The organism is Massilia sp. YIM B02769 (assembly GCF_030411995.1).
Classification (GTDB): domain Bacteria; phylum Pseudomonadota; class Gammaproteobacteria; order Burkholderiales; family Burkholderiaceae_D; genus Telluria.
This window is the reverse complement of record NZ_JASNRC010000022.1, coordinates 15,128-39,372: the sequence shown is the minus strand read 5'-3', so window position 1 is coordinate 39,372 and position 24,245 is coordinate 15,128. Positions and strand designations below refer to the sequence as shown.

24 protein-coding genes are annotated in these 24,245 nt (G+C 64.4%); 9 read left to right on the top strand and 15 right to left on the bottom strand.

The genetic code is table 11. The annotated features are described in order from the left end of the window. Nucleotide 1 precedes the first annotated feature (1 nt). The 3 genes from QPK31_RS25260 to rpoH all read left to right on the top strand — a co-directional run bounded on the left by QPK31_RS25260 (nucleotide 2) and on the right by rpoH (nucleotide 3,003). Nucleotides 2-712 (top strand): cell division ATP-binding protein FtsE, encoded by a 711-nt coding sequence (locus tag QPK31_RS25260; protein ID WP_290425655.1) that lies wholly within the window; start codon nucleotides 2-4, stop codon nucleotides 710-712. After that, a complete protein-coding gene (gene ftsX / locus QPK31_RS25255; RefSeq protein ID WP_290425654.1) occupies nucleotides 709-1,629 on the top strand; it encodes a permease-like cell division protein FtsX in 921 nt (306 codons plus the stop codon). The genes QPK31_RS25260 and ftsX overlap by 4 nt, the downstream gene beginning before the upstream one ends. 480 nt (nucleotides 1,630-2,109) lie before the next feature. Next, nucleotides 2,110-3,003 carry an RNA polymerase sigma factor RpoH gene (rpoH, locus tag QPK31_RS25250; protein WP_229438014.1) on the top strand — a complete coding sequence of 298 codons (894 nt, stop codon included), beginning with the start codon at nucleotides 2,110-2,112 and terminating at the stop codon, nucleotides 3,001-3,003. Nucleotides 3,004-3,296: 293 nt separating this feature from the next. On the opposite strand, the gene pstS is transcribed toward rpoH, so the two are convergent. Further along, nucleotides 3,297-4,340 carry a phosphate ABC transporter substrate-binding protein PstS gene (gene pstS / locus QPK31_RS25245; protein ID WP_290425653.1) on the bottom strand — a complete coding sequence of 348 codons (1,044 nt, stop codon included), beginning with the start codon at nucleotides 4,338-4,340 and terminating at the stop codon, nucleotides 3,297-3,299. A 150-nt stretch (nucleotides 4,341-4,490) separates the two neighbouring features. Between pstS and ggt the strand changes: the two genes are divergently transcribed. Further along, complete coding sequence (ggt, locus tag QPK31_RS25240; protein WP_290425652.1) at nucleotides 4,491-6,239, top strand: gamma-glutamyltransferase; 1,749 nt, start codon at nucleotides 4,491-4,493, stop codon at nucleotides 6,237-6,239. Nucleotides 6,240-6,367: 128 nt separating this feature from the next. Here ggt and QPK31_RS25235 read toward each other — a convergent pair whose 3' ends face one another. The 7 genes from QPK31_RS25235 to QPK31_RS25205 form a co-directional block, all read right to left on the bottom strand. Further along, nucleotides 6,368-7,795: a hypothetical protein gene (locus QPK31_RS25235; protein WP_290425651.1), complete on the bottom strand. Its 1,428-nt coding sequence runs from the start codon at nucleotides 7,793-7,795 to the stop codon at nucleotides 6,368-6,370. After that, entirely contained in the window at nucleotides 7,792-8,664 is an 873-nt protein-coding gene (locus QPK31_RS25230; protein WP_290425650.1) for an ABC transporter ATP-binding protein, read from the bottom strand. The genes QPK31_RS25235 and QPK31_RS25230 overlap by 4 nt, the downstream gene beginning before the upstream one ends. After that, on the bottom strand, nucleotides 8,661-9,059 hold the full coding sequence (locus tag QPK31_RS25225) for a GntR family transcriptional regulator (protein WP_290425649.1): 399 nt from the start codon (nucleotides 9,057-9,059) through the stop codon (nucleotides 8,661-8,663). Before QPK31_RS25225 ends, QPK31_RS25230 begins: the two co-directional genes overlap by 4 nt. Nucleotides 9,060-9,442: 383 nt before the next feature. Then, the gene (locus tag QPK31_RS25220) at nucleotides 9,443-10,024 is read right to left on the bottom strand and encodes a TerD family protein (RefSeq protein ID WP_290425648.1); all 582 of its coding nucleotides are present in this window, start codon (nucleotides 10,022-10,024) and stop codon (nucleotides 9,443-9,445) included. A 16-nt stretch (nucleotides 10,025-10,040) separates the two neighbouring features. Then, nucleotides 10,041-10,736, bottom strand: coding sequence for a TIGR00266 family protein (locus QPK31_RS25215; protein WP_290425647.1), 696 nt, complete (start codon nucleotides 10,734-10,736; stop codon nucleotides 10,041-10,043). 55 nt (nucleotides 10,737-10,791) lie between these two features. Further along, complete coding sequence (locus QPK31_RS25210; protein WP_290425646.1) at nucleotides 10,792-11,367, bottom strand: TerD family protein; 576 nt, start codon at nucleotides 11,365-11,367, stop codon at nucleotides 10,792-10,794. A 253-nt stretch (nucleotides 11,368-11,620) separates the two neighbouring features. Next, entirely contained in the window at nucleotides 11,621-12,688 is a 1,068-nt protein-coding gene (locus tag QPK31_RS25205; RefSeq protein WP_290425645.1) for a DUF475 domain-containing protein, read from the bottom strand. 105 nt (nucleotides 12,689-12,793) lie between these two features. Between QPK31_RS25205 and nhaR the strand changes: the two genes are divergently transcribed. The 4 genes from nhaR to QPK31_RS25185 all read left to right on the top strand — a co-directional run bounded on the left by nhaR (nucleotide 12,794) and on the right by QPK31_RS25185 (nucleotide 17,599). Further along, the gene (gene nhaR / locus QPK31_RS25200; protein ID WP_290425644.1) at nucleotides 12,794-13,702 is read left to right on the top strand and encodes a transcriptional activator NhaR; all 909 of its coding nucleotides are present in this window, start codon (nucleotides 12,794-12,796) and stop codon (nucleotides 13,700-13,702) included. 46 nt (nucleotides 13,703-13,748) lie between these two features. After that, nucleotides 13,749-15,095, top strand: coding sequence for a hemolysin family protein (locus QPK31_RS25195; RefSeq protein WP_290425643.1), 1,347 nt, complete (start codon nucleotides 13,749-13,751; stop codon nucleotides 15,093-15,095). 129 nt (nucleotides 15,096-15,224) lie between these two features. After that, nucleotides 15,225-16,034: an alpha/beta fold hydrolase gene (locus QPK31_RS25190; protein ID WP_290425642.1), complete on the top strand. Its 810-nt coding sequence runs from the start codon at nucleotides 15,225-15,227 to the stop codon at nucleotides 16,032-16,034. Then, nucleotides 16,031-17,599, top strand: coding sequence for an ATP-binding protein (locus QPK31_RS25185; RefSeq protein WP_290425641.1), 1,569 nt, complete (start codon nucleotides 16,031-16,033; stop codon nucleotides 17,597-17,599). The genes QPK31_RS25190 and QPK31_RS25185 overlap by 4 nt, the downstream gene beginning before the upstream one ends. A 241-nt stretch (nucleotides 17,600-17,840) precedes the next feature. Here the strand turns inward: QPK31_RS25185 and QPK31_RS25180 are convergent, their stop codons facing one another. The 6 genes from QPK31_RS25180 to QPK31_RS25155 form a co-directional block, all read right to left on the bottom strand. Continuing rightward, nucleotides 17,841-18,917: an AI-2E family transporter gene (locus QPK31_RS25180; protein WP_290425640.1), complete on the bottom strand. Its 1,077-nt coding sequence runs from the start codon at nucleotides 18,915-18,917 to the stop codon at nucleotides 17,841-17,843. A gap of 154 nt (nucleotides 18,918-19,071) precedes the next feature. Beyond that, nucleotides 19,072-19,656 (bottom strand): SCO family protein, encoded by a 585-nt coding sequence (locus QPK31_RS25175; protein WP_290425639.1) that lies wholly within the window; start codon nucleotides 19,654-19,656, stop codon nucleotides 19,072-19,074. Nucleotides 19,657-19,658: 2 nt separating this feature from the next. After that, nucleotides 19,659-20,549, bottom strand: coding sequence for a heme o synthase (cyoE, locus tag QPK31_RS25170; protein ID WP_290425638.1), 891 nt, complete (start codon nucleotides 20,547-20,549; stop codon nucleotides 19,659-19,661). Beyond that, entirely contained in the window at nucleotides 20,546-21,694 is a 1,149-nt protein-coding gene (locus QPK31_RS25165) for a heme A synthase (protein WP_290425637.1), read from the bottom strand. Before QPK31_RS25165 ends, cyoE begins: the two co-directional genes overlap by 4 nt. A 7-nt stretch (nucleotides 21,695-21,701) precedes the next feature. Continuing rightward, nucleotides 21,702-22,337: a cytochrome C oxidase subunit I gene (locus QPK31_RS25160; protein WP_290425636.1), complete on the bottom strand. Its 636-nt coding sequence runs from the start codon at nucleotides 22,335-22,337 to the stop codon at nucleotides 21,702-21,704. Further along, on the bottom strand, nucleotides 22,330-23,028 hold the full coding sequence (locus QPK31_RS25155; protein WP_374045840.1) for an SURF1 family protein: 699 nt from the start codon (nucleotides 23,026-23,028) through the stop codon (nucleotides 22,330-22,332). The genes QPK31_RS25160 and QPK31_RS25155 overlap by 8 nt, the downstream gene beginning before the upstream one ends. Before the next feature lie 90 nt (nucleotides 23,029-23,118). On the opposite strand from QPK31_RS25155, the gene QPK31_RS25150 reads away from it, so the two are divergent. Beyond that, the gene (locus QPK31_RS25150; protein WP_290425634.1) at nucleotides 23,119-23,319 is read left to right on the top strand and encodes a twin transmembrane helix small protein; all 201 of its coding nucleotides are present in this window, start codon (nucleotides 23,119-23,121) and stop codon (nucleotides 23,317-23,319) included. A gap of 68 nt (nucleotides 23,320-23,387) precedes the next feature. Here the strand turns inward: QPK31_RS25150 and QPK31_RS25145 are convergent, their stop codons facing one another. Further along, entirely contained in the window at nucleotides 23,388-24,245 is an 858-nt protein-coding gene (locus tag QPK31_RS25145) for a cytochrome c oxidase subunit 3 (RefSeq protein WP_290425633.1), read from the bottom strand.

The following is a 24,245-nucleotide window of genomic DNA, read 5'->3' as shown; positions in this document are numbered from 1 at the left end:
AATGATCGAATTCCACTCCGTATCCAAGAAATACTCCGCCGATGCGACCGCCCTGCGCGACGTGTCGCTGAACATCGGCAAGGGCGAGCTGGTGTACCTCGCCGGCCCGTCCGGCGCCGGCAAGTCGACCCTGATGAAAATGGTGGCCGCCATCGAGCGCCCCAGCAGCGGGCGCGTGATCGTGTTCGGGCAGGACATCGGCAAGATCCGCAAGGCGGGCGTTCCTTTCCTGCGCCGTAACCTGGGGCTGATCTTCCAGCACCAGCGCCTGCTGAACGACCGGAATATCCTGGCGAATACCATGCTGCCCTTGCTCGTCACCGGCGCGCCCAAGGCGCAGGCCGAGCAGCGCGCCCGCGCCGCCCTCGACAAGGTCGGGCTGCTGGAACGGGCCAGGGCGCACCCGCTGGAACTGTCCGGCGGCGAGCAGCAGCGCGTGGCGATCGCGCGTGCCATCGTGAACCGTCCGCAGATCATCCTGGCCGACGAACCGACCGCGAACCTCGACCGCGTAGCGGCCGACAAGGTGCTCGACGCCTTGCGCGCCTTTAACTCGGTTGGCGTGACATGTTTGATCTCGACCCACGACGAGCAGGTGCTCGACGGTGCGGCGCGCGTGATCCGCCTGGAACATGGTCAGCTGGTATCGAGCGGCGAGCCAGGCAGCCCCGCCACAGGGGAATTCGACGTCGACGCGGGAGGTGCGGCATGAGCCCGTGGATCCGCCAACACCACTTCGCGCTCGGCGCGGCGCTGTCCACCGTGCGCAAGGCGCCGGGCAGCTTCCTGTTCAACGTATTGGTCGTCGCTGTCGCGCTGGCGCTGCCGTTTGCCGGCATCACCCTGCTCGACAACGTGCGGCCGATGTCGGAACAGCTATCGGTCGATCCCGAGGTCAGCCTGTTCGTGCAGCCCGAGGCCACGCGCGAGGAAGCGCAGGCGCTCGGCCCGCAACTGCGCCAGATCATCGACGATAACAAGGCCAGCATCACCTTCATCCCGCGTGAACAGGCGCTGGACGACCTGAAGGCGCGCAGCGGCCTGTCCGCCGCGCTCGACACGCTGGGCGACAATCCCCTGCCCGACAGTTACGTGATGAAGCTGGCCGGCTCGGCCAGCGCGGCGGATGCCGCGCGCATCGACGCCGTGGTCGAGCAACTGCAGCAGTTGCCGCACGTGGACACCGTGCAGGTGGACTCGGCCTGGGTCAAGCGCCTCGCCGCCCTGCTGGGCGTGCTGCGCCTGGTGCTGCTGTTGCTGGCGGTAACGCTGGGCGTGGTGGTGATTGCGGTGGTGTTCAACACGATTCGTTTGCAGGTGCTGACCCAGCGCGAGGAAATTGCTGTATCGAAGCTGCTGGGCGCGACCGACAACTTCATCCACCGGCCCTTTTATTACACCGGCGCCCTGCTCGGCCTGTGCGCCGGCGCGGTGGCCCTGGGCGGCGTGGCGCTGGCCCTGCAACCGCTGAACGCGGCGATTGCCGAGTTTGCCCGCCTGTATGCCTCGGAATTCCAGCTGGCGCCGCTGAGTGCGCCGGAAGTGGCCGGCTTGCTGGCCATCAGCGCCGGCCTGGGCCTGATCGGGGCCATGCTGTCGGTGCAGCGTCACCTGGCGCGCCTGAACTGACGCCTTCTTCCCCCGGGCAGACTGCTGCTGTGGTCTGTCCGGGTGGAATCACCTTCTTCGTTTTCAAGTCCCCTGCTTGTGCGTCTACTTCCATCAGCGAAGTAGGACTTTGCCTCGCCCGATTCCGAACGCGTGGCTTTGTGAGGCAACTAACAGAAACAGGGTTCCACGCGCCTTTACGCTGTGCCTCAAGGTCACACGCAACAGACACACGTTTGAGATAACTCAATAGCAAAGCAACGAATCGCTCTACAGTAGACCGGGCGCAAATTGATGCTTAATTGCAATACTTTAGCCAGACTTAAACACCCCTGCCATTCCGAGGGGGTCGCTAGCACTCCCCACCGGAGAGTGCTAAACTGTAGCTCAAGTGAATGGTAAATGGGTTCGCTTGCATCCGGCTTCAAGACCGAAAAAATCACGCCGCGGGGTTGTCCCGCCGCTGAGATGCAGCAGAAATTACTCTACGAGGAAAAGATAATGTCCGCACAATCCGCATTGGTTCCGACCACCAGCAGCCGTGCCCTGGGACTTGGCTTCACCGGCAATCTCGGTAACATCGACGCGTATATTTCCGCGGTGAACCGTCTGCCTATGCTGACCCACGAGGAAGAAGTATCGCTGGCGAAGCGGCTGCGCGAGGCAAACGATCTCGACGCCGCACAAAAGCTGGTCTTGTCCCACCTGCGCCTGGTGGTGTCGATCGCGCGCGGCTACCTGGGCTATGGCCTGCCGCATGCCGACCTGATCCAGGAAGGCAACATCGGCCTGATGAAGGCCGTGAAGCGCTTCGACCCGAACCAGGGCGTGCGCCTGGTGTCGTACGCGATGCACTGGATCAAGGCCGAGATGCATGAATACATCCTGAAGAACTGGCGTTTGGTGAAGGTCGCCACGACCAAGGCCCAGCGCAAGCTGTTCTTCAACCTGCGCAGCAATAAAGTGGGCCTGGACGCGATGACGCCGACCCAGGTCGACGAGCTGGCCAAGATGCTGGACGTCAAGCGCGAGGAAGTCATCGAGATGGAAACCCGCCTCTCGGGCCGCGACATCGCTCTGGAAGCGCCAACCGACGACGAAGACGACAAGTTCTCGCCGATCGCCTACCTGTCGTCGGACCAGCAGGAACCGACCAAGGTGCTGGAAGCCGAGCAGGTCACGCGCCTGCAGTCGGAAGGCCTGGAAACGGCGCTGGGCAAGCTCGATCCGCGTTCGCGCCGTATCGTGGAAGCGCGCTGGCTGGCGAATGACGATGGCTCGGGTGCGACACTGCATACGCTGGCCGAGGAGTTCGGCGTGTCGGCGGAGCGGATTCGCCAGATCGAATCGGCGGCGCTGAAGAAAATGAAGGGTGCGCTGGCGGCGTACGTGTAAGCCAACAGCTGCATCGTTGTATCAAACGGCTCCTTCGGGAGCCGTTTTTGTAGGGTGGGTTCTCGAACCCACCATGTGTTGCCCGGTTATCGATAACGGCCGCGGCAACCGGTGGGTACGAGTACCCACCCTACGCCCACATCACGGTACATGGCCGACGAGCCAATCCATCCACATACGAAAAAAAGCGGCGGCCCCATTCCTGGAACCGCCGCTAAAACCTGGCCGCAAAGTCACCCACGGCCAGCCCGACACGGGGCTTGTCGCCCCGTCCTGTGATCGATCAATCCGGATCAGTAGATCGCCTTGCCCGATGCATCCTTCAGGTTGGCCTTCCATGCGTCCTGCACCAGCTTGACGACCGATGCCGGCATCGGCACGTAGTCCAGTTCGGCGGCGGCAGGGGCGCCGTTCTTGTAGGCGTAGTCGAAGAACTTCACGACTTCTTTACCTTTGGTGGCGTCGGCCTGGGCCTTGTGCATCAGGATGTAGGACACGCCGGTGATCGGCCAGCTGTTCTTGCCGGCGGCGTCGGTCAGGATGACGGCGAAGCCCGGGGTCTTGGTCCATTCGGCGGCAGCGGCGGCGGCCTTGAAGTTCTCGTCGTCCGGCTGCAGGAACTGGCCGTCCTTGTTCTTCAGCTGGGTGTGCGACAGCTTGTTTTTCTTGGCATAGGCCCACTCGACGTAGCCGATCGAGCCCTTGATACGCTGCACGTTAGCGGCGACGCCTTCGTTGCCCTTGCCGCCCACGCCGACCGCCCATTTCACGGCGGTATTGGCGCCGATCTTCTGCTGGAATTCCGGGCTGGTCTTCGACAGGAAGTCGGTGAACAGGAAGGAGGTGCCCGAGCTGTCGGCGCGGTGCACGACGGTGATGTCGGTGTCCGGCAGTTTCACGCCCGGGTTGATGGCGGTGATTTCAGGGGCATTCCACTTGGTGATCTTGCCCAGGTAGATGTCGGCCACGATCGGGCCGGTCAGCTTCAGCTGGCCTGGGGCCACGCCGTCGACGTTGACCACGGTGACCACGCCGCCCATGATGGCCGGGAACTGCATCAGGCCTTCGGCGTCGAGTTCAGCGGCTTTCAGGGGCATGTCCGACGCGCCGAAGTCGACGGTCTTGGCCTTGATCTGCTTGATGCCAGCGCCCGAGCCGACCGACTGGTAGTTCAGGCCGGTGCCGGTGGCTGCCTTGTACGACTCGGCCCACTTGGCGTAGATCGGGTACGGGAAGGTTGCGCCCGCGCCGGTCACGTCGGCAGCGAACGCCGAAGACATCACCATTGCTGCAGCAGCGCCAGCGATCATCGTTTTGAACATGTGCTTGATTTTCATATTGTCGTAACTCGGGGTTGGTTAAGTGACGAACCGAAGTCTAGCCAGCGAATATGACGTGTTTATGACGTGGATGAGCTGGATCAAACGACCGTTTTTTTGCTTTCTTGCTATGCTGCTGGGACCTTTCCCTGCCGGATGCCTGCCTTCATGAACAAGACCGTCCTTGCCTGCACCTTCACCCTGTCCATCGTCCTGCACGCACCCTTCGCCGCGGCAAAAACGCCGGTCGCCACCGGCAGCGGCGGCGCCGTTGCCACCATCAGCGAACAGGCGTCCGCATCGGCGCTCGCCATCCTCGACCAGGGCGGAAATGCCGTCGATGCCGCCGTGGCTGCGGCGGCCACGCTGGGCGTGACCGATCCCTTCAGCTGCGGCATCGGCGGCGGCGGCTTCATGGTGATCTACCTGGCCAAGGACAAGCGCGTGATCACCATCGACCACCGCGAGACGGCCCCAGGCGCCTTCACGCCGGCGGTGTTCCTGGAGAACGGCAAGGAGATCGACTTCGAAAAAGCGGTGGCAAGCGGCGCGGCGGTCGGTGTGCCGGGCACGGTGCGCGGCTGGCACGAGGCGCTGGAACGCTACGGCACCATGGGGTTCAAGCAGGTGCTGGCGCCGGCCATCGATGTGGCGAATAAGGGCTTCACGGTCAATGAAACTTTCTCTCATTTGACGCGCGAAAATGAAAGAAAATTTCAGCAGTTTTCGACCACCAGCGCGCTGTATCTCAGGAACGGCAAGGCGGTCACGCCCGGCCCCCAGCTGCGCAATCCGGACATGGCCAAGGCTTACCGCGAGATCGCCGCGCGCGGCTACAAGGCATTCTACGAAGGGCCGATGGCGCGCGCCATCGTCGCGGCGGTGAACACGCCGCCGCTCGCTGCCGGCGCCACCGTCCGCGCCGGCAGGATGACGCTGGCCGACCTGGCCAACTACGAGGCGCGCATCCGCCAGCCGGTCGTCAGTTCTTACCGTGGCTACCAGGTCTACGGCATGCCGCTGCCGAGCAGCGGCGGCATCGCCGTGGCCGAGGCCCTGAACATCCTCGAAGGCTACGACCTGAAGGCCTTGCCGCGTGCGCAGGCCGAGCACCTCTACCTGGAAGCGAGCCGCCTCGCCTTTGCCGACCGCAATGCCTATCTGGCCGATCCGGAATACGTCGATGCGCCGGTGGCGGGGCTGCTGTCGAAGGAGTTCGCAGCCCGGCGGCGCGCGCAGATCGACCAGAAACGCGCGGCAAGCGAGGTAGCAGCCGGCGACCCGTACGTCTTCCAGGATGACCCGAGCATCCCGCTGCGCCCGCAGCCGCGCGCCATGGGGAAGGAAAGCCCGCACACCACCCACCTGACGGTGTCGGACAAGGAAGGCAATGTCGTCTCCTACACCTTTACCATCGAATCCTGGGGCGGCAGCGGCATCGTGGTGCCGGGTTATGGCTTCCTGCTGAATAACGAGATGACCGACTTCGACTTTTCCGGCCCGCGCCCGAACGTGCCCGAAGCCGGCAAGCGGCCGCGCAGCAGCATGGCGCCGACCATCGTACTCAAGGACGGCAAGCCGGCCTTCAGTATCGGCAGCCCGGGCGGCGCGACCATCATCACCACGGTGCTGCAGACCATCGTCAATCACGTCGACTTCGGCATGCCGATGCACGAGGCGATCGATGCGCCGCGCCTGTCGGAGCGCAACGGTGTGTCGACGTCGGTCGAGCCGGGGTTTGCCGGCAGCGCCCAGGCCAAGGCCCTGGCGGCCTTCGGCCACAAGTGGGAAGCGCCGGCCGAGGAGATCGGCGCGGCGAATGCCATCGTGTTCAATCCGGATGGAACGGTGACGGCGGTCAGCGAGGGCAAGCGGCATGGGGTCGGCACCGCCCTGGTCCAGCGGCGCGCGCACTGAAGGGGCTACGCGACACCGCCGCGACCGATCGCATGCGGCCTGGGGCTACACGACACCACCGCGACTGATCGCATGCCGTAGCGGTGGGTTCAAGCCGCACGCGGACCGACCCACCCTACAAAAACCGCTTACGCCAGGCGCCCCGCCGGGAAGGCATACGGCGCCGTCTCCGCGCGCCGGAACCCGCGGGCGACCAGCACGGCGGCGATGGCGATGCTGGCCAGCGCCGCACCCACCGCCGGCGGCAGGCCCGTGAACCGGTTCAGTTCCATGCCAACCCCGGCGCTGACGGCGAGCGACAGCGCAAATCCCAGCAGCAGCCGCCAGCCCAGCAGCCCGCTGCGGTGCGCATGGTCGCGCAGGGTCGCGCCCACCAGCGGCAGCGTCAGGCAGCACAGGCAGGCCTGGGTAAACAGGCTCGCGGCCGAGGCGCCGGTCATCACGCCCACGCACAGCACCGCTCCCGCCAGCATGGCCCATTCGAGCAGTGCGGTGCGCAGCAGCATGACGGCGACCTTGCGGTTGAAGGCCGGGGCGCCGGCCGGCAGCGGGGGCGCCAGGCGCACCAGGGCCTGCTCGGCCGCCGTGTCCTTCAGGCGCACGTTGCGCTTCTCGGTGTCGAACATCGCGCCCAGCAGCAGCGGCAGCGGAAACATCCAGCCGATGTCCTTGACCAGCTGCCGCGTCTCCGGACCGGCCTTCGCATGCATCACGAGCAAGGCCACGCCGGCCAGCGCCACGATCGCGGCCAGTACGACGGCCCGGTTGACCCAGTGGTTGCGCGCGCCCAGCAGGTGCGCCAGCAGGCGGCCGCTGTTGCGCGCCGCGCTGTCGCGCTGTAAAACCCAGCGGTAGAGCGAGGCACCGAAGCGGTTCTGCCTGCGCTCCCTGAACTGGCCGGTGGGCGACATGCGCTCGATCTGCAGGACCTGGGCCTCGCGCGCCGCGTAATGGCGCTCGCCGCCGTTCAGGAACATCGCCTGCAGCGCATAGGCGGCAAAGGCCAGCATCAGCAGCAGCGCAACCGCGAAACCGGTGCCGTGCTGGACGCCCTCGAACAGCGCCGGCGGGATGTGGCGGTGGAAGACGAAGCTCCCGGTAAAGGCAAACTGCACCCAGGTACCCAGCTTCTGGCCGCTCTGCGCCAGCCCGAAGGCCGCGATCCAGCCTCCGGTGCCGAGCAGTACCAGCGCCGTCGGCAGCTTGGTGTTGAGCGACAACAGCGTGGCCATGGCCACCGCCAGCGCCCACACCAGGACCGTCACTTCGATCAGGCGGCGGCGCAGGCGCGGCACCAGGCGCGCGGCGGCGGGCGTGTTCAGCTTCACCGCGCCGGGCACGAAGTACAGCATCCAGCCCAGCACCACGCCGGTCACCGCCACGCGCAGCGACATGCCGGCAGCGAGCAGGAGGTCGTTCTCCTTCAGCAGGATCAGCAGGGGCACCACGATCGCGCCCAGTGCCGACAGCCCGAACACGATGGCGCTCGCGTGGCGCGCACGCGAACTGAAGGCCATGCGCCAGACCAGCCAGTAGTCCTTGAGAACGGTCTTCATTGGGTCACCTCGATGAACAGGTCTTCCAGGCTGAGCGGCTCGACGCGCACGCCGGCCTCCTTGCCCAGCAGCGCCAGGCCGGCGCCGCCGTGGGTGATGATGCTGACCGTGCCGTCCTGCGCGCGCTGGCGCCGCAGTTCGCCGGCCAGCGGCTTGCCGTCGAGCAGCGACGCCGGCCCCACCACGCGGCGCGCGCCTTCGAGCAGCTCGTCGAGGCGGCCCTGGAGGGCGATCCTGCCGTCTTTCAGGAAAGCGAGGTCGAGCGCCACGCGCTCCAGGTCCGACAGGATGTGGGTCGAGAACACCACCGTGGTGCCGCGCTCGATCACGCTGTCGATCAGCTCGCGCAGAAAGTCGCGGCGGCCCACCGGGTCCAGCGCGGAGACAGGCTCGTCGAGCACCAGCAGTTCCGGGTCGTGCGCCAGCGCGCGGATGATGGATAACCGCTGCTGTTCGCCGCCCGAGAGCTTGCTGATCGGCTTGTTCTGCATGAGCTTGTCGAAGCCCCAGCGTTCCAGCAGGCCGTCGACCTTGGCGCCGTTCCAGCGCGGGTACAGGGCCCTGAAGTAATCCAGCATCTGGCGCGGCGTCATCCACTCGAACAGGTCGGATTTCTGCGGCACGTAGCCGATGCGGGCGCGGGTGGCGTCGCTCAGCTGGCTCACGTCCTCGCCGTAGATGCGTACCGTTCCCGAATCGGTTTCGCGCAGGCCGAGCAGGCATTCGAGCAAGGTCGACTTGCCGGCGCCGTTGCGGCCCAGCAGGCCGATGACCTGCCCCGGCATGATCTGCCAGTCGAGCTGGCGCAGGATGGAGGCACTGCCGAAATGCTTGCTGATCGCGGCGCTCTGGATGATGGCTGTGGTCATGCTTGTTCCTTCAGGATCTGGATGAAGAGGGAAAGGACGGTGTCGGAATCGAGTTCGAGCTGGCGCGCCTCCATGGCGGCGCGCTCCAGTGTTGGACGCAGCAATTCGGCGCGTTCTGTGGCGCTCTGTCCGCCGCCTGCGCGGGCGGCTACTTCCATGCCCATGCCACGGCGGCGCGCCAGCACGCCTTCCATCTCGAGCAGGCTGTAGGCTTTCGAGACGGTCATCGGGTTCAGGGCCAGGGCCTGGGCGACTTCGCGTACCGAAGGCAGGCCGTCGCCCGGCGCCATCTGGCCGGCGGCGACCAGGCGCTTGACCTGGTCGACCAGCTGGCGGTAGATCGGCTCGGCGGAACCGGTCGAGATCGAAAACAAATGGGCGGCGTGGTTGGTCATGGTGTATAGCTGTATTAGTTACTTAATACAGTAGACGTTAACCAAAAGCATGTCAACAAGAAATATCAAAGGATTCAACCAGGCACGCGGCCCCGATCGTACGGTGGGCACGCCGTGCCCACGCGGTTACGTGCGTGGCTGGGGGACACGTGCGGAGAGGTGTCGCTCGCGGTGCATGGGACGGCCAGGAAGGCGGCTGGCCAGGCTTGGGGTTTGGGGGCGAGCAGTCGCCGCAAACGCAGAAAGGAGACGCACGTCACCGCGTGGGCACGGGGTGCCCACCGTACGGTTCACGCCGCGTGTCTGGACGGGCGCCTCGGAACTTCACATAATAAAAAAACCGGGGCACAGGCCCCGGTTCGTGTACTACGCAATCAAACGGATTACAGATGCGCCGTAATCGACGGCATCAGATCGTCAAACGTACGCCCGCTGGCATTCTCGCCGATCGCGTGCATCTTCCACTCGCCGTTGTGGCGGTACAGCTTGGCCATCACCTGCGCGGTGTGGGCGCCCTGCACCGACAGATCGTAGCGTGCGACTTCCTTGTTGCCCGACGCGTCGACCAGGCGGCAGTAGGCGTTCTGCACCTGCGAGAAGTTCTGGCCGGTGAAGCTGTTCACCGTGAACACCAGCGACTTCACGCCGGCCGGCACCGCCGACAGATCGACGTTGATCTGCTCGTCGTCGCCATCGCCGGCGCCGGTGCGGTTGTCGCCGGTGTGGACGATGCTGCCGTCCTTGCTCTTCAACTGGCGGAACCAGACCACGTCGACCGGGCGGTTGGCTTCGTCGAACATCACCACCGAGGCGTCGAGGTCGACGCTTTCGGTCTTGCTGCCGAAGCCGAGGAAGCCCTTGGTCTTGATGGCATCCCAGCCCAGGCCCATGGTGACACGGGTGAGTGCACCGCCGCCTTCTTTCGAGAGCGAGATTTTCTGGCCTTTTTGCAGACTGACTGACATTGTGTTGCTCCTTTGGTTATTTGCCGGGGGTTTGCATCCAGGCCTTGAAGGCGGTGCGGTTACGCGAACACACGTAGACCTTGCCCTTGCCCGAAAAGCGCAGGACCATCCCCTCGCCACTGGTTTGGCTGTTGATCAGGTTACCCAGGAAGCCGCCGCTGGTGCCGGTCGTGATCGAGATCTCGTAGCGCAGCGTGCTGTCCCAGCACACCACGTGCGAGTTGTCGATGATCGCATCCTTGCCCGGTTCCACTTCCAGCATCGACATCGATCCGAAGCCCGACACCACCACCTGGCCCTGCCCCGTCGTCTCGGTGACGAAGAAGCCGCCGCTGTTGGCGAACAGCGCGTTGCCGAGGCTCTGGGTGCGGACCTTCAGGTCCACGCCCGACGTTGCGGCCACGAAGGCGCCGTCGCTGATGATGTAGTGGTTCGGCCCGCAGTCGACGATCTGCATCGCACCCGGCAGGGTCGGCGACAGCAGGCAGTCGCCGTCGCCGCGCGCGGCTTCGATGTGCTGCTGGAAGAAGGATTCGCCGTTGGCGAAGGTGCGCATCAATGCGCTGCCGAGCCCGCCCTTCATCTTGCCTTTCAGGTCGAGCGTCGATTCCATCATCACCATCGCGTCGGATTCGCAATAGATGGTCTCGCCCTTCCTCATCGACACGTGCAGGAAGGGATCGACATCCCCGGTCACGGTAAAAGTTGGCATTGCTAAGCTTCCTTTCTTGGTGCGGCCCCGGTCGTGGGACCGCGAACCTGTTTAATTAAACGTTGACGCCGTAGTTCTTGGCGAGTGGCCCCAGGCCGCCCTGGAAGCCCTGGCCAATGGCGCGGAATTTCCAGTCGGCGCCGTTACGATACACCTCGCCGAAGATCATTGCTGCTTCGGTCGAGCCGTCTTCCGACAAATCGTAGCGTGCGATTTCCGCGTTGCCGTTGGCGTTGATGCAGCGGATGAAGGCCTTGCCGACCATGCCGAAGTTCTGGCGGCGGGTTTCGGCGTCGTGGATGGTCACGGCCAGCACGATCTTGTCGACGTCGGCCGGCACCTTGGTCAGGTCGACCGACACGGTTTCGTCGTCGCCTTCGCCGGCGCCGGTGGTGTTGTCGCCCGAGTGGACGACCGAACCGTCGGCCGACTTCAGGTTGTTGTAGAAGATGAAGTCGGCATCCGAACGCACTTTACCGGACGAGTTCAGCATGAAGACGGCGCCGTCGAGGTCGAAGGCGGCGCCATCGGTGGCGCGGGTATCCCAGCCGAGGCCGACCTTCAGGTTGGTCAGGCCAGGGGCTTCTTTCGACAGGTTGACGTTACCGCCTTTTTGCAGACTGATTGCCATGATGTGTTTCTCCTAGAGTTGAGGACTGCTTCTTGTGAACACCGGGGTTGTACGCGCAGCGAGCTGGTGTTCTGCCACTCGCCGGGCGGTTCTGTGCGGCGCTGCCGCGTTAATCTGTAATACTGTGCTGCCGGGATATGGTGGGTTCAAGAACCCACCCTACTGCCGGTCGTAGGGTGGGTTCTTGAACCCACCTGTACAACCTTTCCCTATCGAGACGGTGGCAACCCACCGGCCACCGTCCCTCCTGCGATCAAGCCAACTGCTTCGCTTCCGCCGCTTCCAGCGCGGCATGCTTCTTCTTGTACCGGATCGACGACCACAGCGAAGCCACAATGAAGGCCACACCCGTCAAACCGGTGATCAGCTCAGGCACATGCACATGCATACTCACCAGCATGATCACGGCCAGGATACCGATCGCATAGTGCGCGCCGTGCTCCAGGTAGACGAACTCGTCCAGCGTGCCCTTGCGGACCAGGAACACCGTCATCGAACGCACGAACATCGCGCCGATTGCCAGGCCCAGCATGATGATCACGACATCCGAGGTGATCGCAAACGCACCGATCACGCCGTCGAAGGAGAACGATGCATCGAGCACCTCGAGGTAGAGGAAGCCGCCGATACCGCCGCGCTTGACCATGTCGCCCACGTTGCTGTTTTCATCCGACTCGCTCTTTTCCAGCAGGCTGCTGATCATGTCTACGCCGACATAGACCAGGATGCCCCAGATACCTGCCACCAACACCACCATCCTTTGGCCGGCATCAACGAAGGTCGATGCGAACAGCAGCGAGGCCAAGGCCACCATCACCGAAATCGACGACACCTTGCCCAGCGCGCCGAGCTTCTTCTCGAAGTTGCCCAGCCAGTGGATTTCCTTCTCATCGTCCAGCAGGAAGTTCAGGAAGACCAGCAGCAGGAACATACCGCCAAAGGCCGCCACTTCCGCATGGTGCGCCGTCAGGTGGCCCGAGAAGGCCTTCGGATCGGTCAAGGCCAGGTTCCACACCTCGGTAGCCCCCAGGTCGGCCGCCACGGCGACGATCACCAGCGGGAACACCAGGCGCATGCCGAACACGGCGATGATCATGCCCAGGCCCAGGAACAGCTTCAGCCAGAACTCGTCCCAGCCCTTCAGCACCGAGGCGTTGACCACCGCGTTGTCGAAGGACAGCGAGACCTCCATCACCGACAGGATCACGGCAACGCCGAGCGCCGTCAGCATGCCCGACAAGCCGCCATGGTCGTAACCCCACCAGGCAGCCAAGGTCAGACAGATTGCAGTAACGAGGAATGATCCTCTGAAGTGCTTCATCTTGTTTTCCCCTCAATAAAAGTTTGATACGGCGCAGTGTAGAGCTGGACGCCTCATAGAAAAAGCGAAGATAATCGAAGCATTACTTCGTAAAAACGGAAGAGTATGAAAAACACGGTCACGAATTTCCGCCACCTGCATTATTTCTGGGTCGTCGCCAAGGAAGGCAGCATCACGCGCGCGGCCGAACGCCTGGGCCTGGCGGTGCAGACCGTCAGTAGCCAGATTACCCTGCTTGAACAGGCCGTGGGAAAATCATTGTTCACCCAGCAAGGCCGGCGCCTGACGCTCACCGAAGCCGGCCGCCTGGCCCTGGGCTACGCCGACCAGATCTTCCTGCTGGGCGAGCAGATGCAGGAAGCGCTCGATGGCGCCGGCAACCTGCGCACCCGCCTGACGGTCGGCATCGCCGACTCGCTGCCGAAGCTGACCGCCTTCCGCCTGCTGGAAGCGACGACCGCGCTGAGCACGCCGGTGCGCCTGGTCTGCTTCGAAGACCAGCACGACGCCCTGCTGGCCGACCTGGCCCTGCACAAGCTCGACGTGGTGCTGACCGACCACCCGCTGGCCACCGGCAGCACCCTGCGCGTGTTCAGCCACTTGCTGTTCGAAAGCGAGATGCTGGTGGTCGGGACCAAAGCCCTGGCCGCACGGTGGGGGGAGGATTTCCCGAAGGGATTGAAAGGCGCGCCGTTCTTGCTGCCTACGCGCAATAATGCATTGCGCGGCAGGATAGACGAATGGCTGGAACTGAACGCCGTGCATCCCGACGTGGTCGGCGAGTTCGAGGACAACGCCTTGCTGAACACCTTCGGCCGGCGCGGGCTCGGTTTGTTCTTCGCGCCGGCGGCGCTGGCCGCCGACCTGGCCGAGCAGCTGCAGGCCGAGGTCGTGGGCCGCGTGCCGGCGCTGCGCGAACGCTTCTATGCGATCTCGAACGAGCGCAAGATCCAGCATCCCGCGGTCGAAGCCATCCTCGCCGCCGTGCATGAAGGAATGCTCGGCGCCGCTTGAGTTGTACAATGCTTATCAGTTTCGCCTTTATCAACTCACCTGTTATATGGAAAATATTTTATTTGTCGTTCTGGCGCTCTTCCTTGTTGCACTGAACGGCTTCTTCGTGGCGGCGGAATTCGGCATCGTCACCCTGCGCAAGACGCGCGTGCGTGCCATCGCCAAAACCAGCGGCCTGCGCGGCGCCATCCTCGCCAAGGTCCATGGCCAGCTCGACGCTTATCTCTCCGCCTGCCAGCTGGGCATCACCCTCGCCTCCCTCGGCCTGGGCTGGGTCGGCGAACCGGCCTTTGCCAGCCTGCTCGAACCGGTGTTCGCCTTTGTCGGCGTGACTTCCGAACAGCTGATCCACGGTATTTCCTTCGTCATCGCCTTCAGCGTCATCTCCTTCCTGCACATCGTGGTCGGCGAACTGGCGCCGAAATCGCTGGCGATCCGCATTCCCGAGTCGGTCGCGCTGTGGTGCGCCCTGCCCCTGTACGGCTTCTACTGGGCCATGTACCCCTTCATCTTCGTGCTCAACGCCAGCGCCAACATGGTGCTGCGCGTGGCCGGCCTGTCCGGCGCCGGCAGCCACGACACCCATTACTCGACCGAGGAACTGAAGCTGATCCTGCGCACCAACACCAGTACCGGCAAGGAAAAGTTCACCCACGACGAGCGCCACATCCTGGCGCAGTCGCTGGAATTCTCGGAAATGGCCGTGTCCGACCTGATGCGCCCGATTAACGAAGTCATCGCCCTGCACGAAGACCTGTCGATCGAGGAAAACCTGGACACGGTGCGCCGCAACCGCTTTTCGCGCTATCCCTATTTCGACGAAGAAGGCGAGGAAGTGCTGGGCGTGATCCACCTGAAGGACCTGTTCTTTGCCCAGCAGTCGGGCAAGGACATCGCCGACCTCTCGCAATACCTGCGTCCGGTCGAGACGATCTCGGCGCGTACGCCGGCCCAGGACATCTTCCGCCGCTTCCGTACCGGCGCCCCGCACTTCGCCCTGATCGGCGAAAAGGGCAAACGCCCGGTCGGTTTCATCACGCTCGACAACCTGCTGGGCGCGATGGTCGGCGAGATCCGCGACGAATTCCGCCTCAACGAAAACGACTGGCTGCCGCAAGCCGACGGCACCTACATCGGCAAGGCCAGCCTGCCGATCTATTCGCTGGAACGCCTGCTCGGCATCGACATCGACAACGAGGAAATGGGCCTGGACGACGTCGAATCGGTCGGCGGTTTGCTGATGGCGAAACTGGGCGACATTCCGAAGCAGGGCCAGCGCATCGAGTTCCCGAAGTTCGACGTGGTCGTGAAGAAGACGAACGGCCCGCGTATCCTGCTGGTGAAGGTCATCCCGCGCCTGGAACGTGGCGAGGACGAAGACGACCATGGCTGATTTGCGTTGATTTAAGGTAACATTCGGACGCTGTGCATCGAAGTTTCCGCTCGCAAGGTAGGTCGGAGCCCGGCGCAACGGTATAATCGATCCCATCCGCCTGTTTCCGCTTTCCAGTCCGAACATCGCATGAGTGTCCGCCAGCGCAACAACGTCACGATCTCCGGCCGCAGCACCACCACCGTGGTGTTCCTGCACGGCTTCGGCTGCGACCAGGCTGTCTGGCGCTTCCTGTCGCCCGCCTTCGAAGAACGCTACCGCATTGTCGCCTTCGACCTGGTCGGCAGCGGCAATTCCGACCTGTCTGCCTACGACCGCACGAAGTACAACACGCTGCAGGGCTATGTCGACGACCTGCTCGAAGTCATCGATGAATTCGCCGACGGCCCGGTGATCTTCATCGGCCATTCGGTCAGCACCATGATCGGCATGCTGGCCGGCATCCAGGCGCCCGAGCGTTTCCTGGCCCAGATCATGCTGTCGCCTTCGCCCTGCTACATCAACAATACCGATTACCGCGGCGGCTTCACCCGCCAGGACATCGACGAGCTGCTCGACACCATGGACGCCAACTACCTCGGCTGGTCGAGCGGCGTGGCGCCGGTGATCATGGGCGCGCCGGACCAGCCGCAACTGACGGCCGAGCTGGAAAACAAGTTCTGCCGCAACGACCCGGACATCGCGCGCCATTTCGCCCGCGTCGGCTTCACGATCGACCACCGCGCCGACCTGCCGCGCGTGCGTGTACCGACCCTGATCGTGCAAGCCAGCGACGACGCCCTGGCCCCGCTCGACGTGGGCGATTACATGCACCGCAACATGCCGGGCAGCCAGCTGCAGGTCATCCGCAACATCGGCCATTGTCCGCACATGAGCGCGCCCGAAGAAAGCGCGCGCGTTGCCCTCGCCTTCCTCGACGCCGTGGAGGCCCGCGCTTGAGCGGCCTGCCCGACGACGCCTCCCTTTACCAGCAGGCGCCCTGCGGCCTGCTCGTCACCGACGCCGCCGGCCTGATCCTGCGCGTGAATGCCACCCTGTGCCGCTGGCTGGGCTACTCGCAGGCGGCGCTGGTGAACAAGATCAGGATCCAGGACCGGCTGCCGGTCGGCGCCCGCATCTTCCACCAGACCCATTGTCTGCCGATCTTGCAGGTGCAAGGCTCGGTCGGCCAGCTGCAGATGGAAATCCGCGACGCCGGCGGCCAGCGCGTGCCGGTGCTGGTGAGCATCGGGCGCCGCACCGTGGACGGCCGCATCTTCGACGAATGGTCGCTGCAGGCCATGAACGAGCGCCGCTCCTACGAACGCGAGCTGCTGGCCGCGCGCAAGACCGCCGAGCAGGCCCTGGACGCGCGCCTGGACGCCGAAGCCCAATTGCGCAGCCTGAACGCGGAACTGTCGGACGCCGACCGCCGCAAGGACGAATTCCTCGCCACGCTCTCGCACGAACTGCGCAACCCGCTGGCGCCGATGCGCAGCGCGCTGGAAATCCTGAAGCTCGACCCGGCGCGGCCGGTGACCGAGAAAGGGCTGCTCGACGTCTTCGACCGCCAGTTGCGCCACATGGCCCACCTGGTCGACGACCTGATGGAAGTGTCGCGCATCACCCAGAACCGCCTGGAGCTGCGGCGCGAGCCGGTGGTGCTGGCCGACATCGTGCACGCCGCCGTCGACGACGTCGCTTACATGATGCGCGCGGCCTCGCATACCCTGAATCTGCACATCGAGGCGCAGGGCGTGGTGGTCGACGCCGACCCGACCCGCCTGGGCCAGGTGCTGGTGAATTTGCTGACGAATGCTTGCAAGTACACGCCGAACGGCGGCGTCATCTCGCTGACCCTGCGCCTGGACGGCGAGCAGGCGCTGATCGCCGTGCGCGACAACGGCATCGGCATTCCCGAGCATGCGCTGGGCACGATCTTTGCCATGTTCTCGCAACTGGAACCGGCGCTGCAACGCTCGAAGGGCGGCCTGGGCATCGGCCTGGCCCTGGTGCGCGGCATCGTCGCCCTGCACGGCGGCAGCGTGGAAGCCTGGAGCGCCGGCGAAGGCCTGGGCAGCACCTTCACGGTGCGCCTGCCGCTGGCGCCGGTGCAGGGCATGCCGGACGCCGCCACGGGCGTCGAGGATGCGGTGGCGCCCACGAGCGTGCTGGTGGTGGACGACAACGTCGATGCCGCCGAGATGCTGGCCATGTTCCTGTCGATGAGCGGCTGCACGCCGCAGACGGTGCACACGGCGACCGCCGCCCTGAATCTGCTGGAGACCTTCCGCCCGCAGGTGGCGCTGCTCGACATCGGCTTGCCGGACCTGACCGGGTATGAGCTGGCGCGGCGCATCCGTTTGCTGCCCGGCGGCCAGGACATGCTGCTGATCGCCGCCACCGGCTGGGGCCAGGCCAGCGACCGCCAGCTCGCGTTCGAGGCCGGGTTCGACCACCACCTGACCAAGCCGATCGACTTCGACCGCCTGCGCGCGCTGCTGGCCGAACCGAAACGGCCCTGATCCAGCGTACGTTTGCGTAGGGTGGACGGCTATACCTTGCTGCATGCGCATTGGCGAAACATGCGCCGTCCACGCGTTCAACGCACGTTCGCATCCACCAGAGGCGTTGGATAAGGTAGGGTGGGCGCTCCTGTGCCCACGCGTAATCTATGCGCGGTGTTGGCACATAACCGGGCCAACAATGTTCATCGTTCACGCGTGGGCACGTTCGTCTTTGAGGCCCCGCCTCAAAGACCCCACCCTACCGGTCCGTTACCTCGTTGTTCGCCCGCACGATCGGATCGCGCGTCCCGGTCCATTCGCTCATCAAGGAATACCCCACCGCCAGCAGCACCGGCCCGATGAACATCCCCACGAACCCGAACGCGATCACCCCGCCCAGCACACCCAGCAAGGTGAGCAAGAACGGCAAGCTGGTCCCCCGGCTGATCAGCATCGGCCGCACCACATTATCGACCCCGCTGATCAAGACCGTCCCCCAGATCACCATGAACACGCCCCAGCCGGTCTCGCCCTGGGAAAACAGCCAGACCGCCGCACTCCCCCACACCAGCGGCGGCCCCACCGGCACCAGCGACAGCACGAACACCAGCACCGACAGCAAGGGCACCGCCGGCACCCCGGCCATGGCAAAGCCCACCGCCGCCACCAGCCCCTGTGCCAGCGCCGTGCCGAGCAAGCCGTACATCACGCCGCGCGTGGTCTGGCTGATGGTGTCCGACACCGACTCGGCCCCGTCGCCCATCACCTTGGCCATCATCACGGCCAGCACGGCAATCAGGGCCTTGCCGTCGCGGTACAGGAAAAAGCTGACAAAGGCGGCCAAACTCATCTGCACGACGCCGGTGCCGAGCATCAGGCCGCCGGCCAGCAGCCAGTGGCGCGCCGGCTCGACCATGCGCTGGGCCAGGGCCAGCATTTGCTCGCGGCTGGCGACCAGTTCGCGCAGGTAGGCGTCGATGGTGTCGCCGAGAAAAGGAATGTCCCGGATCCACGCCGGCGGCAGCAGTTCGCCGTGCTCCAGCGAATACCGCATCTGGCCGAAGGTGGTGGCAACGTCGTCGGCCAGGTTGTAGGCGACGATGGCCAGCGGGATGATAACCAGCAGCGTCAGCGAGAGCGTCATGGTCAGCGCCGCCGGCGTGCGCCGCCCGTGCATGGCCGTCAGCAGGCGCAGGTACAGGGGCCAGGAAGAAATGACGACAGCAGCGGCGAACAGGATCGCCGGCAGGAAGGGCTTGAGGACGTACAGGCAGCCCAGCGACAGCAGGACGACGGTGGCGATGCGGGTGTAATTTCTTCCGATACGTTGTTCCATGCCGTCCTTGGATGAGGTTAAGGGGCCGCGAAAACCGTAGCGAGCGGAAGGAGATTTGCGGGAGAAGCGCAGCTGTACGAAAGTATAGCGAGCTATCGCCTTGGCGGCGCAGCGCAAATATCCGACGCGCAGTAGGTTTGCGCGGCTCCTTACATCATAGCAGTTGGCGCAGGTCGTGAACGATCGGGGCCGGGCCGCCGCCATGGCGCACGAACAGGCGGATACGGCCTTCCTTGTCGAAGACGTAACTGCCGGCCGTGTGGTCGACGGTGTAGTTGTCCGGCGTGCTGCCCGGTACCTTGGACACGAAGACCTTGAATTCCTTGGCCGTCGCCGCCGTTTGCTCGGGCGTGCCGCGCAGGCCGATGAAGCGCTGGTCGAAGGCCGGCACGTAGTGGGCCAGCACTTCCTGGGTGTCGCGTTCCGGGTCGAGGGTGACGAACAATACCTGCACGTCCTTGCTCGACGGGCCAAGTTCCTTCATCACGGCCGCCATCTCCGCCATCGTGGTCGGGCAGACGTCCGGGCACTGGGTGTAGCCGAAGAACAGCACCACCAGCTTGCCGCGGAAGTCGGCCAGGGTGCGCGGCTTGCCGGTGTGGTCGGTGAGGCTGAAGCCCTTGGCGTAATCGAGGCCGGTGAGGTCGGTATTCTTGAATACCGGCGGCGAAGACAGTTTGTCGCAGCCGGCAAGCAGCAGCGCGGCGGCGAGCAGCGCCAGGGACAGCAGTTTTTTCATCGTCAGAACCTGAAGTAATGGTCGACCAGCAGCGCCGCGAACAGCAGCGAGAGATAGAGGACCGAATAGGCAAAGGCCTTGCGCGCGACCTGGTCGGTGTAGTGCTTGTGCACGCGCCAAGCGTGGCGCAGGAATTCGGCGTTCAGGATGACGGCGGCCACGAGATAAATCAGGCCGCTCATGCGCACCGCGTACGGCAGCAGGGTCGTCGCCGCCAGCGCCAGCGAATACAGCCACACCTGCTGGCCGGTATAGGCCATGCCGTGGGTGATCGGCAGCATCGGCAGGCCCGAACGCGCGTAATCCTCGCGCCGGTACATGGCCAGCGCCCAGAAGTGCGGCGGGGTCCACACAAAAATGATCAGCACCAGCAGCCAGGCCTGCATCGGCACCTCGTTGGCGACGGCCGCCCAGCCCAGCGCCGGCGGCATCGCGCCCGACAGGCCGCCGATGACGATGTTCTGCGGCGTGGCCGGTTTCAGGTAGATGGTATAGATGACGGCATAGCCGACGAAGGTGACGAAGGTCAGCCACATGGTCAGCGGATTCACGAAGGCATACAGGATCCACATGCCCAGGCCGCCGATGATGGCGGAAAACACCAGGGTCTGGTTGCGCGTGAGTTCGCCGCGCGCGGTGGCGCGGCGCGCGGTGCGGGCCATGCGCGCGTCGATCCCGGCCTCGATCAGGCAGTTGACGGCAAAGGCGGCGCCGGCCAGCAGCCAGATGCCGGCCGTGCCCGCGATCAGGACTTGCCAGCCGGGGAAGCCGTCGGTGGCGAGGAACATGCCGATCACGGCGCAAAAGACGGCGAGCTGGGTGACCCGGGGCTTGGTCAGCGTCCAGTACTGGGCGATACGGCTGGTCTGTGGGAGAGCGGTAGAGGTGGTCATCGATACGAGTTCGCAGGGACATCCGCATTCGCGGGCGTACGCTGCGACACTGCGAGAAGGTACTTGACCTTGTAGTTTAACATGGTCACCGTCAGTACGAGGAGAGCCGCCCCAGCGTTATGCAACACAGCAATGGCAAGCGGGAAATCAAAAAACACCGTGGCCACGCCCGTGAACAATTGCGCAAGCAGGATGGCGGCGATGAGTTGTCCGGTCTTGCGCAGCTGCGGCTGGCGCATCGCACGCCAGGCGGCCAGGCCCAGCACGACGGTCACCAGCACCGCGAAATTCCGGTGCACCCAGTGGATCGCCACCAGCGCCGAGAACTGCAGGTAGTGGCCGGCGGCGGTCTTGCCGAGTTCGCGCCACAGGGTAAAGCCGTGCTCGAAGTCCATTTCAGGGATGAACTTGCCGTCGCACAGGGGGAATTCGTCGCAGGCCAGGGTGGCGTAGTTAGTGCTCACCCACCCGCCAAGCGCGATCTGGACGACCAGCACGACGGCGGCCACCAGCGCCAGCGTGCGCAGGCCTTTCAAGCCGGCGATGTCGCGCACAGGGGCCGGCGGCTGCATCAGGTAATCCTCGCGCCCACCCAGCCAAACCAGCATGGCCAGCAGCGCCATGCCCAGCAGCAAGTGGATGGTGACGATCACCGGCTGCAGCTTCAGCGTCACGGTCCATGCGCCAAACGCGCCCTGCACGCAGACGAACAGGAACAGCGCCACCGGCATGGCCGGCTTGAAGGCGTCGAGCTTCGTCTTGCGCCACTGGCGAATCGACTGGAACATCAGCGCCATGATCAGCACGCCGATGCCCATGGCCAGGTAGCGGTGGATCATCTCGATCCAGGCTTTGACTTTCGTCACCGGCCCGGTCGGCATCAGCGCCTCGGCGGCGGCGATCTGCTCGTGCGCGATGAAAGGATTTGCCGCGCCATAGCAGCCCGGCCAGTCCGGGCAGCCCAGGCCGGAATCGGTCAGGCGGGTAAAGCCGCCGAACACGATCAGGTCGAAGGTAAGGAAGGCCATCACCCACACGAGCTTGCGGTACTTGTTGGCGTCGGACGACAGCCAGACCATGGTCAAGGGGATGCTGGCAACAAACAAGCCCATCAGGGCCAACTGGAACAGGGTAGACGGGTGCATACTGAAATCATCCGATCGCCGAGGCGCGCAACAGCTTGGCGATGTCCTTGTGGACGCGCGCCGGCTCGGGGTTCTTGGGGAAACGCATCATCAGGTTGCTGCGCGGGTCGACCAGGAAGATGTGGTCCTCGAGCTTGCCGCCGTTTTCCAGGGGCAGCCACTTGGCCAGTTCTTCCGGCTTCACGCGCAGGATGTGCATGTCGTCGTACATGCGGATCAGCATGGTGTCGATCGGCTGCGCATCGGTGACGAGCCAGACGCGCTCGACGCGGTCCATGTTCTTGCCCTGCATGGTGCGCAGCTGGCGCATCGCGTACAGCTGGTCCTGGCACGCCTTGTCGCATTCGCCGCCGCCGACCTTCACCATGATCCATTTGCCGGCATAGTTTTCCAGCGTTTCCGGGCGGCCGTCGAGCGTGGTGCTGGACAGCTTCGGCATCGGATGCGAACGCTGGTCGATCAGGGTGCCGTAGTTTGTGCGCCCTTCCGGCTTGATGACGTAATAGCTCAGGTAAGAGGCGATCAGCGGCGCCGCGCAGACCAGCAGCACGGCCAGCAGTTTCCAGCGGCCCGTGCGCCGGCGTGCGGCGTCGCTGGCGATGTTGCCGGCATTGCTGGCATGGCTGGCGGCTGGCTCACTCAACTTGTTTTCTTCCACTGCGAAATCCTGTGATCACGAAAAATAAGGCCGCCATCGCCGCCAGCGCATACCACTGGACGGCGTAACCGCGGTGCTTGTCGACGCCCGTATCCGGGGCCGGCCAGTCGCGCACCAGCGCGTCGCCCGGCGCCGGCGGCCCGCTCTGCTGCACAAAATATGGCGCCAGGCGCAGCCCGCTGGCCCGCGCCATGTCCTCCACTTCCAGGTTCTGGACGATGGCGCCCGGCTTGATCGGCGCGGCGGCTCCGAGCTGCATCACGTGCCCGGCCCCGGCAACGATGATCCCTTCGACCGTCGTCGTCCCGGCGGGTGTCGCATACTCCGGCAGCCGCCCATATTCGCGCGGATCGCGCGGCAACCACCCGCGCAAGACCAGCACGTGTTCATCCGAACCCGCTATTTTAAACGGCATCGCCAGATAAAACCCGGCCCTGCCCGCATGTGGCCGGTTGTCCAGGAAAACCGGCCAGCTTTGAACAAATTCACCCGTCACCTGAACTCTTCTATACGTAGGGTGGGCTCTTGAGCCCACGCGGTCGTACTGCTGCTTACCACCACCGCCACCCAAAACAATGGGTGCCTGCATTCCACGTTCATGCGACTGCGCCGCCACCGCAATCTTCTCTTCCGCCCGTCTCGTCTGCCAATTCCCCAACGCGATCCCGATGGCCACGACCACCACGGTCGCCAAAAACGGAATCCATCCAAACCTGAACCTTAAACGCATTACAATGAATCCCTTCCCGCTCCCCGCGTGCCGACCATGAAAATCCTCATCGCTATCGCCTTCATCCTGATCATCGCCAGCCTCGGCTCGGCGCTGTTCTTCCTCATGAAGGACAAGGGCCGCAGCAACCGCACGGTGCAGGCGCTGGCGATGCGGGTCGGCCTGTCGATTACCCTCTTCCTGATCCTGCTGGCATCCTACAAGATGGGCTGGATCGCCCCCACCGGCATACGCTGATCCGCAAACAAAACGGGGACAGCCGCAGCAAGGCGACTGTCCCCGAGTATGAATCGATCAAGCCGGCGTTACAGCCAGTACACGACAACGTAGAGACCCAGCCACACCACGTCGACAAAGTGCCAGTACCAGGCCGCACCTTCGAACCCGAAGTGATTATCGGCAGTAAAGTGCCCGCGCAGCACGCGGTACAGCACCACCGACAGCATGATCGCGCCCATGGTCACGTGGAAGCCGTGGAAACCGGTGAGCATGAAGAAGGTCGAACCGTAGATGCCCGAGGTCAGCTTCAGGTTCAGTTCCTGGTAGGCGTGGATGTATTCATAAGCCTGGAAGCCCATGAAGATCGCACCCAGCAGGATGGTCACGAACAGGAACACGGCGGTATTGCGGCGGTGGCCGGCGCGCAGCGCGTGGTGGGCAATCGTCAGCGTCACGCCCGACAGCAGCAGCAGCGCGGTGTTGATGGTCGGGATCGGGAACGGCCCCATGGTATTGAAGGTGTCCACCGTGCCCGCCGGGCCGATGTTGCCCCAGTGCGCGGCGAAGTCGGGCCACAGGATCTTGTGATCGAGGTCGGCCAGCCAGGGCATGGAAATCACGCGTGCATAGAACAGCGCGCCGAAGAAGGCGGCAAAGAACATGACCTCGGAGAAGATGAACCAGCTCATCGACCAGCGATAGGACGAGTCGATGTTCTTGCTGTACTGGCCGCTTTCCGACTCGCCGATGGCGTCGCCGAACCAGAAATACAGCACGGTCAGCATCGCCACGATGCCGGCCAGGCAGACCGCCGGGCCCCAGGCGGCGCTGTTGACCCAGCCCGAGGCGCCGGCCATGGTCACCAGCATCGAGATACCGCCGGCCATCGGCCACATCGACGGGCCGGGCACGAAATAGTGCGGCGCGGTTTTTGACACACTCAT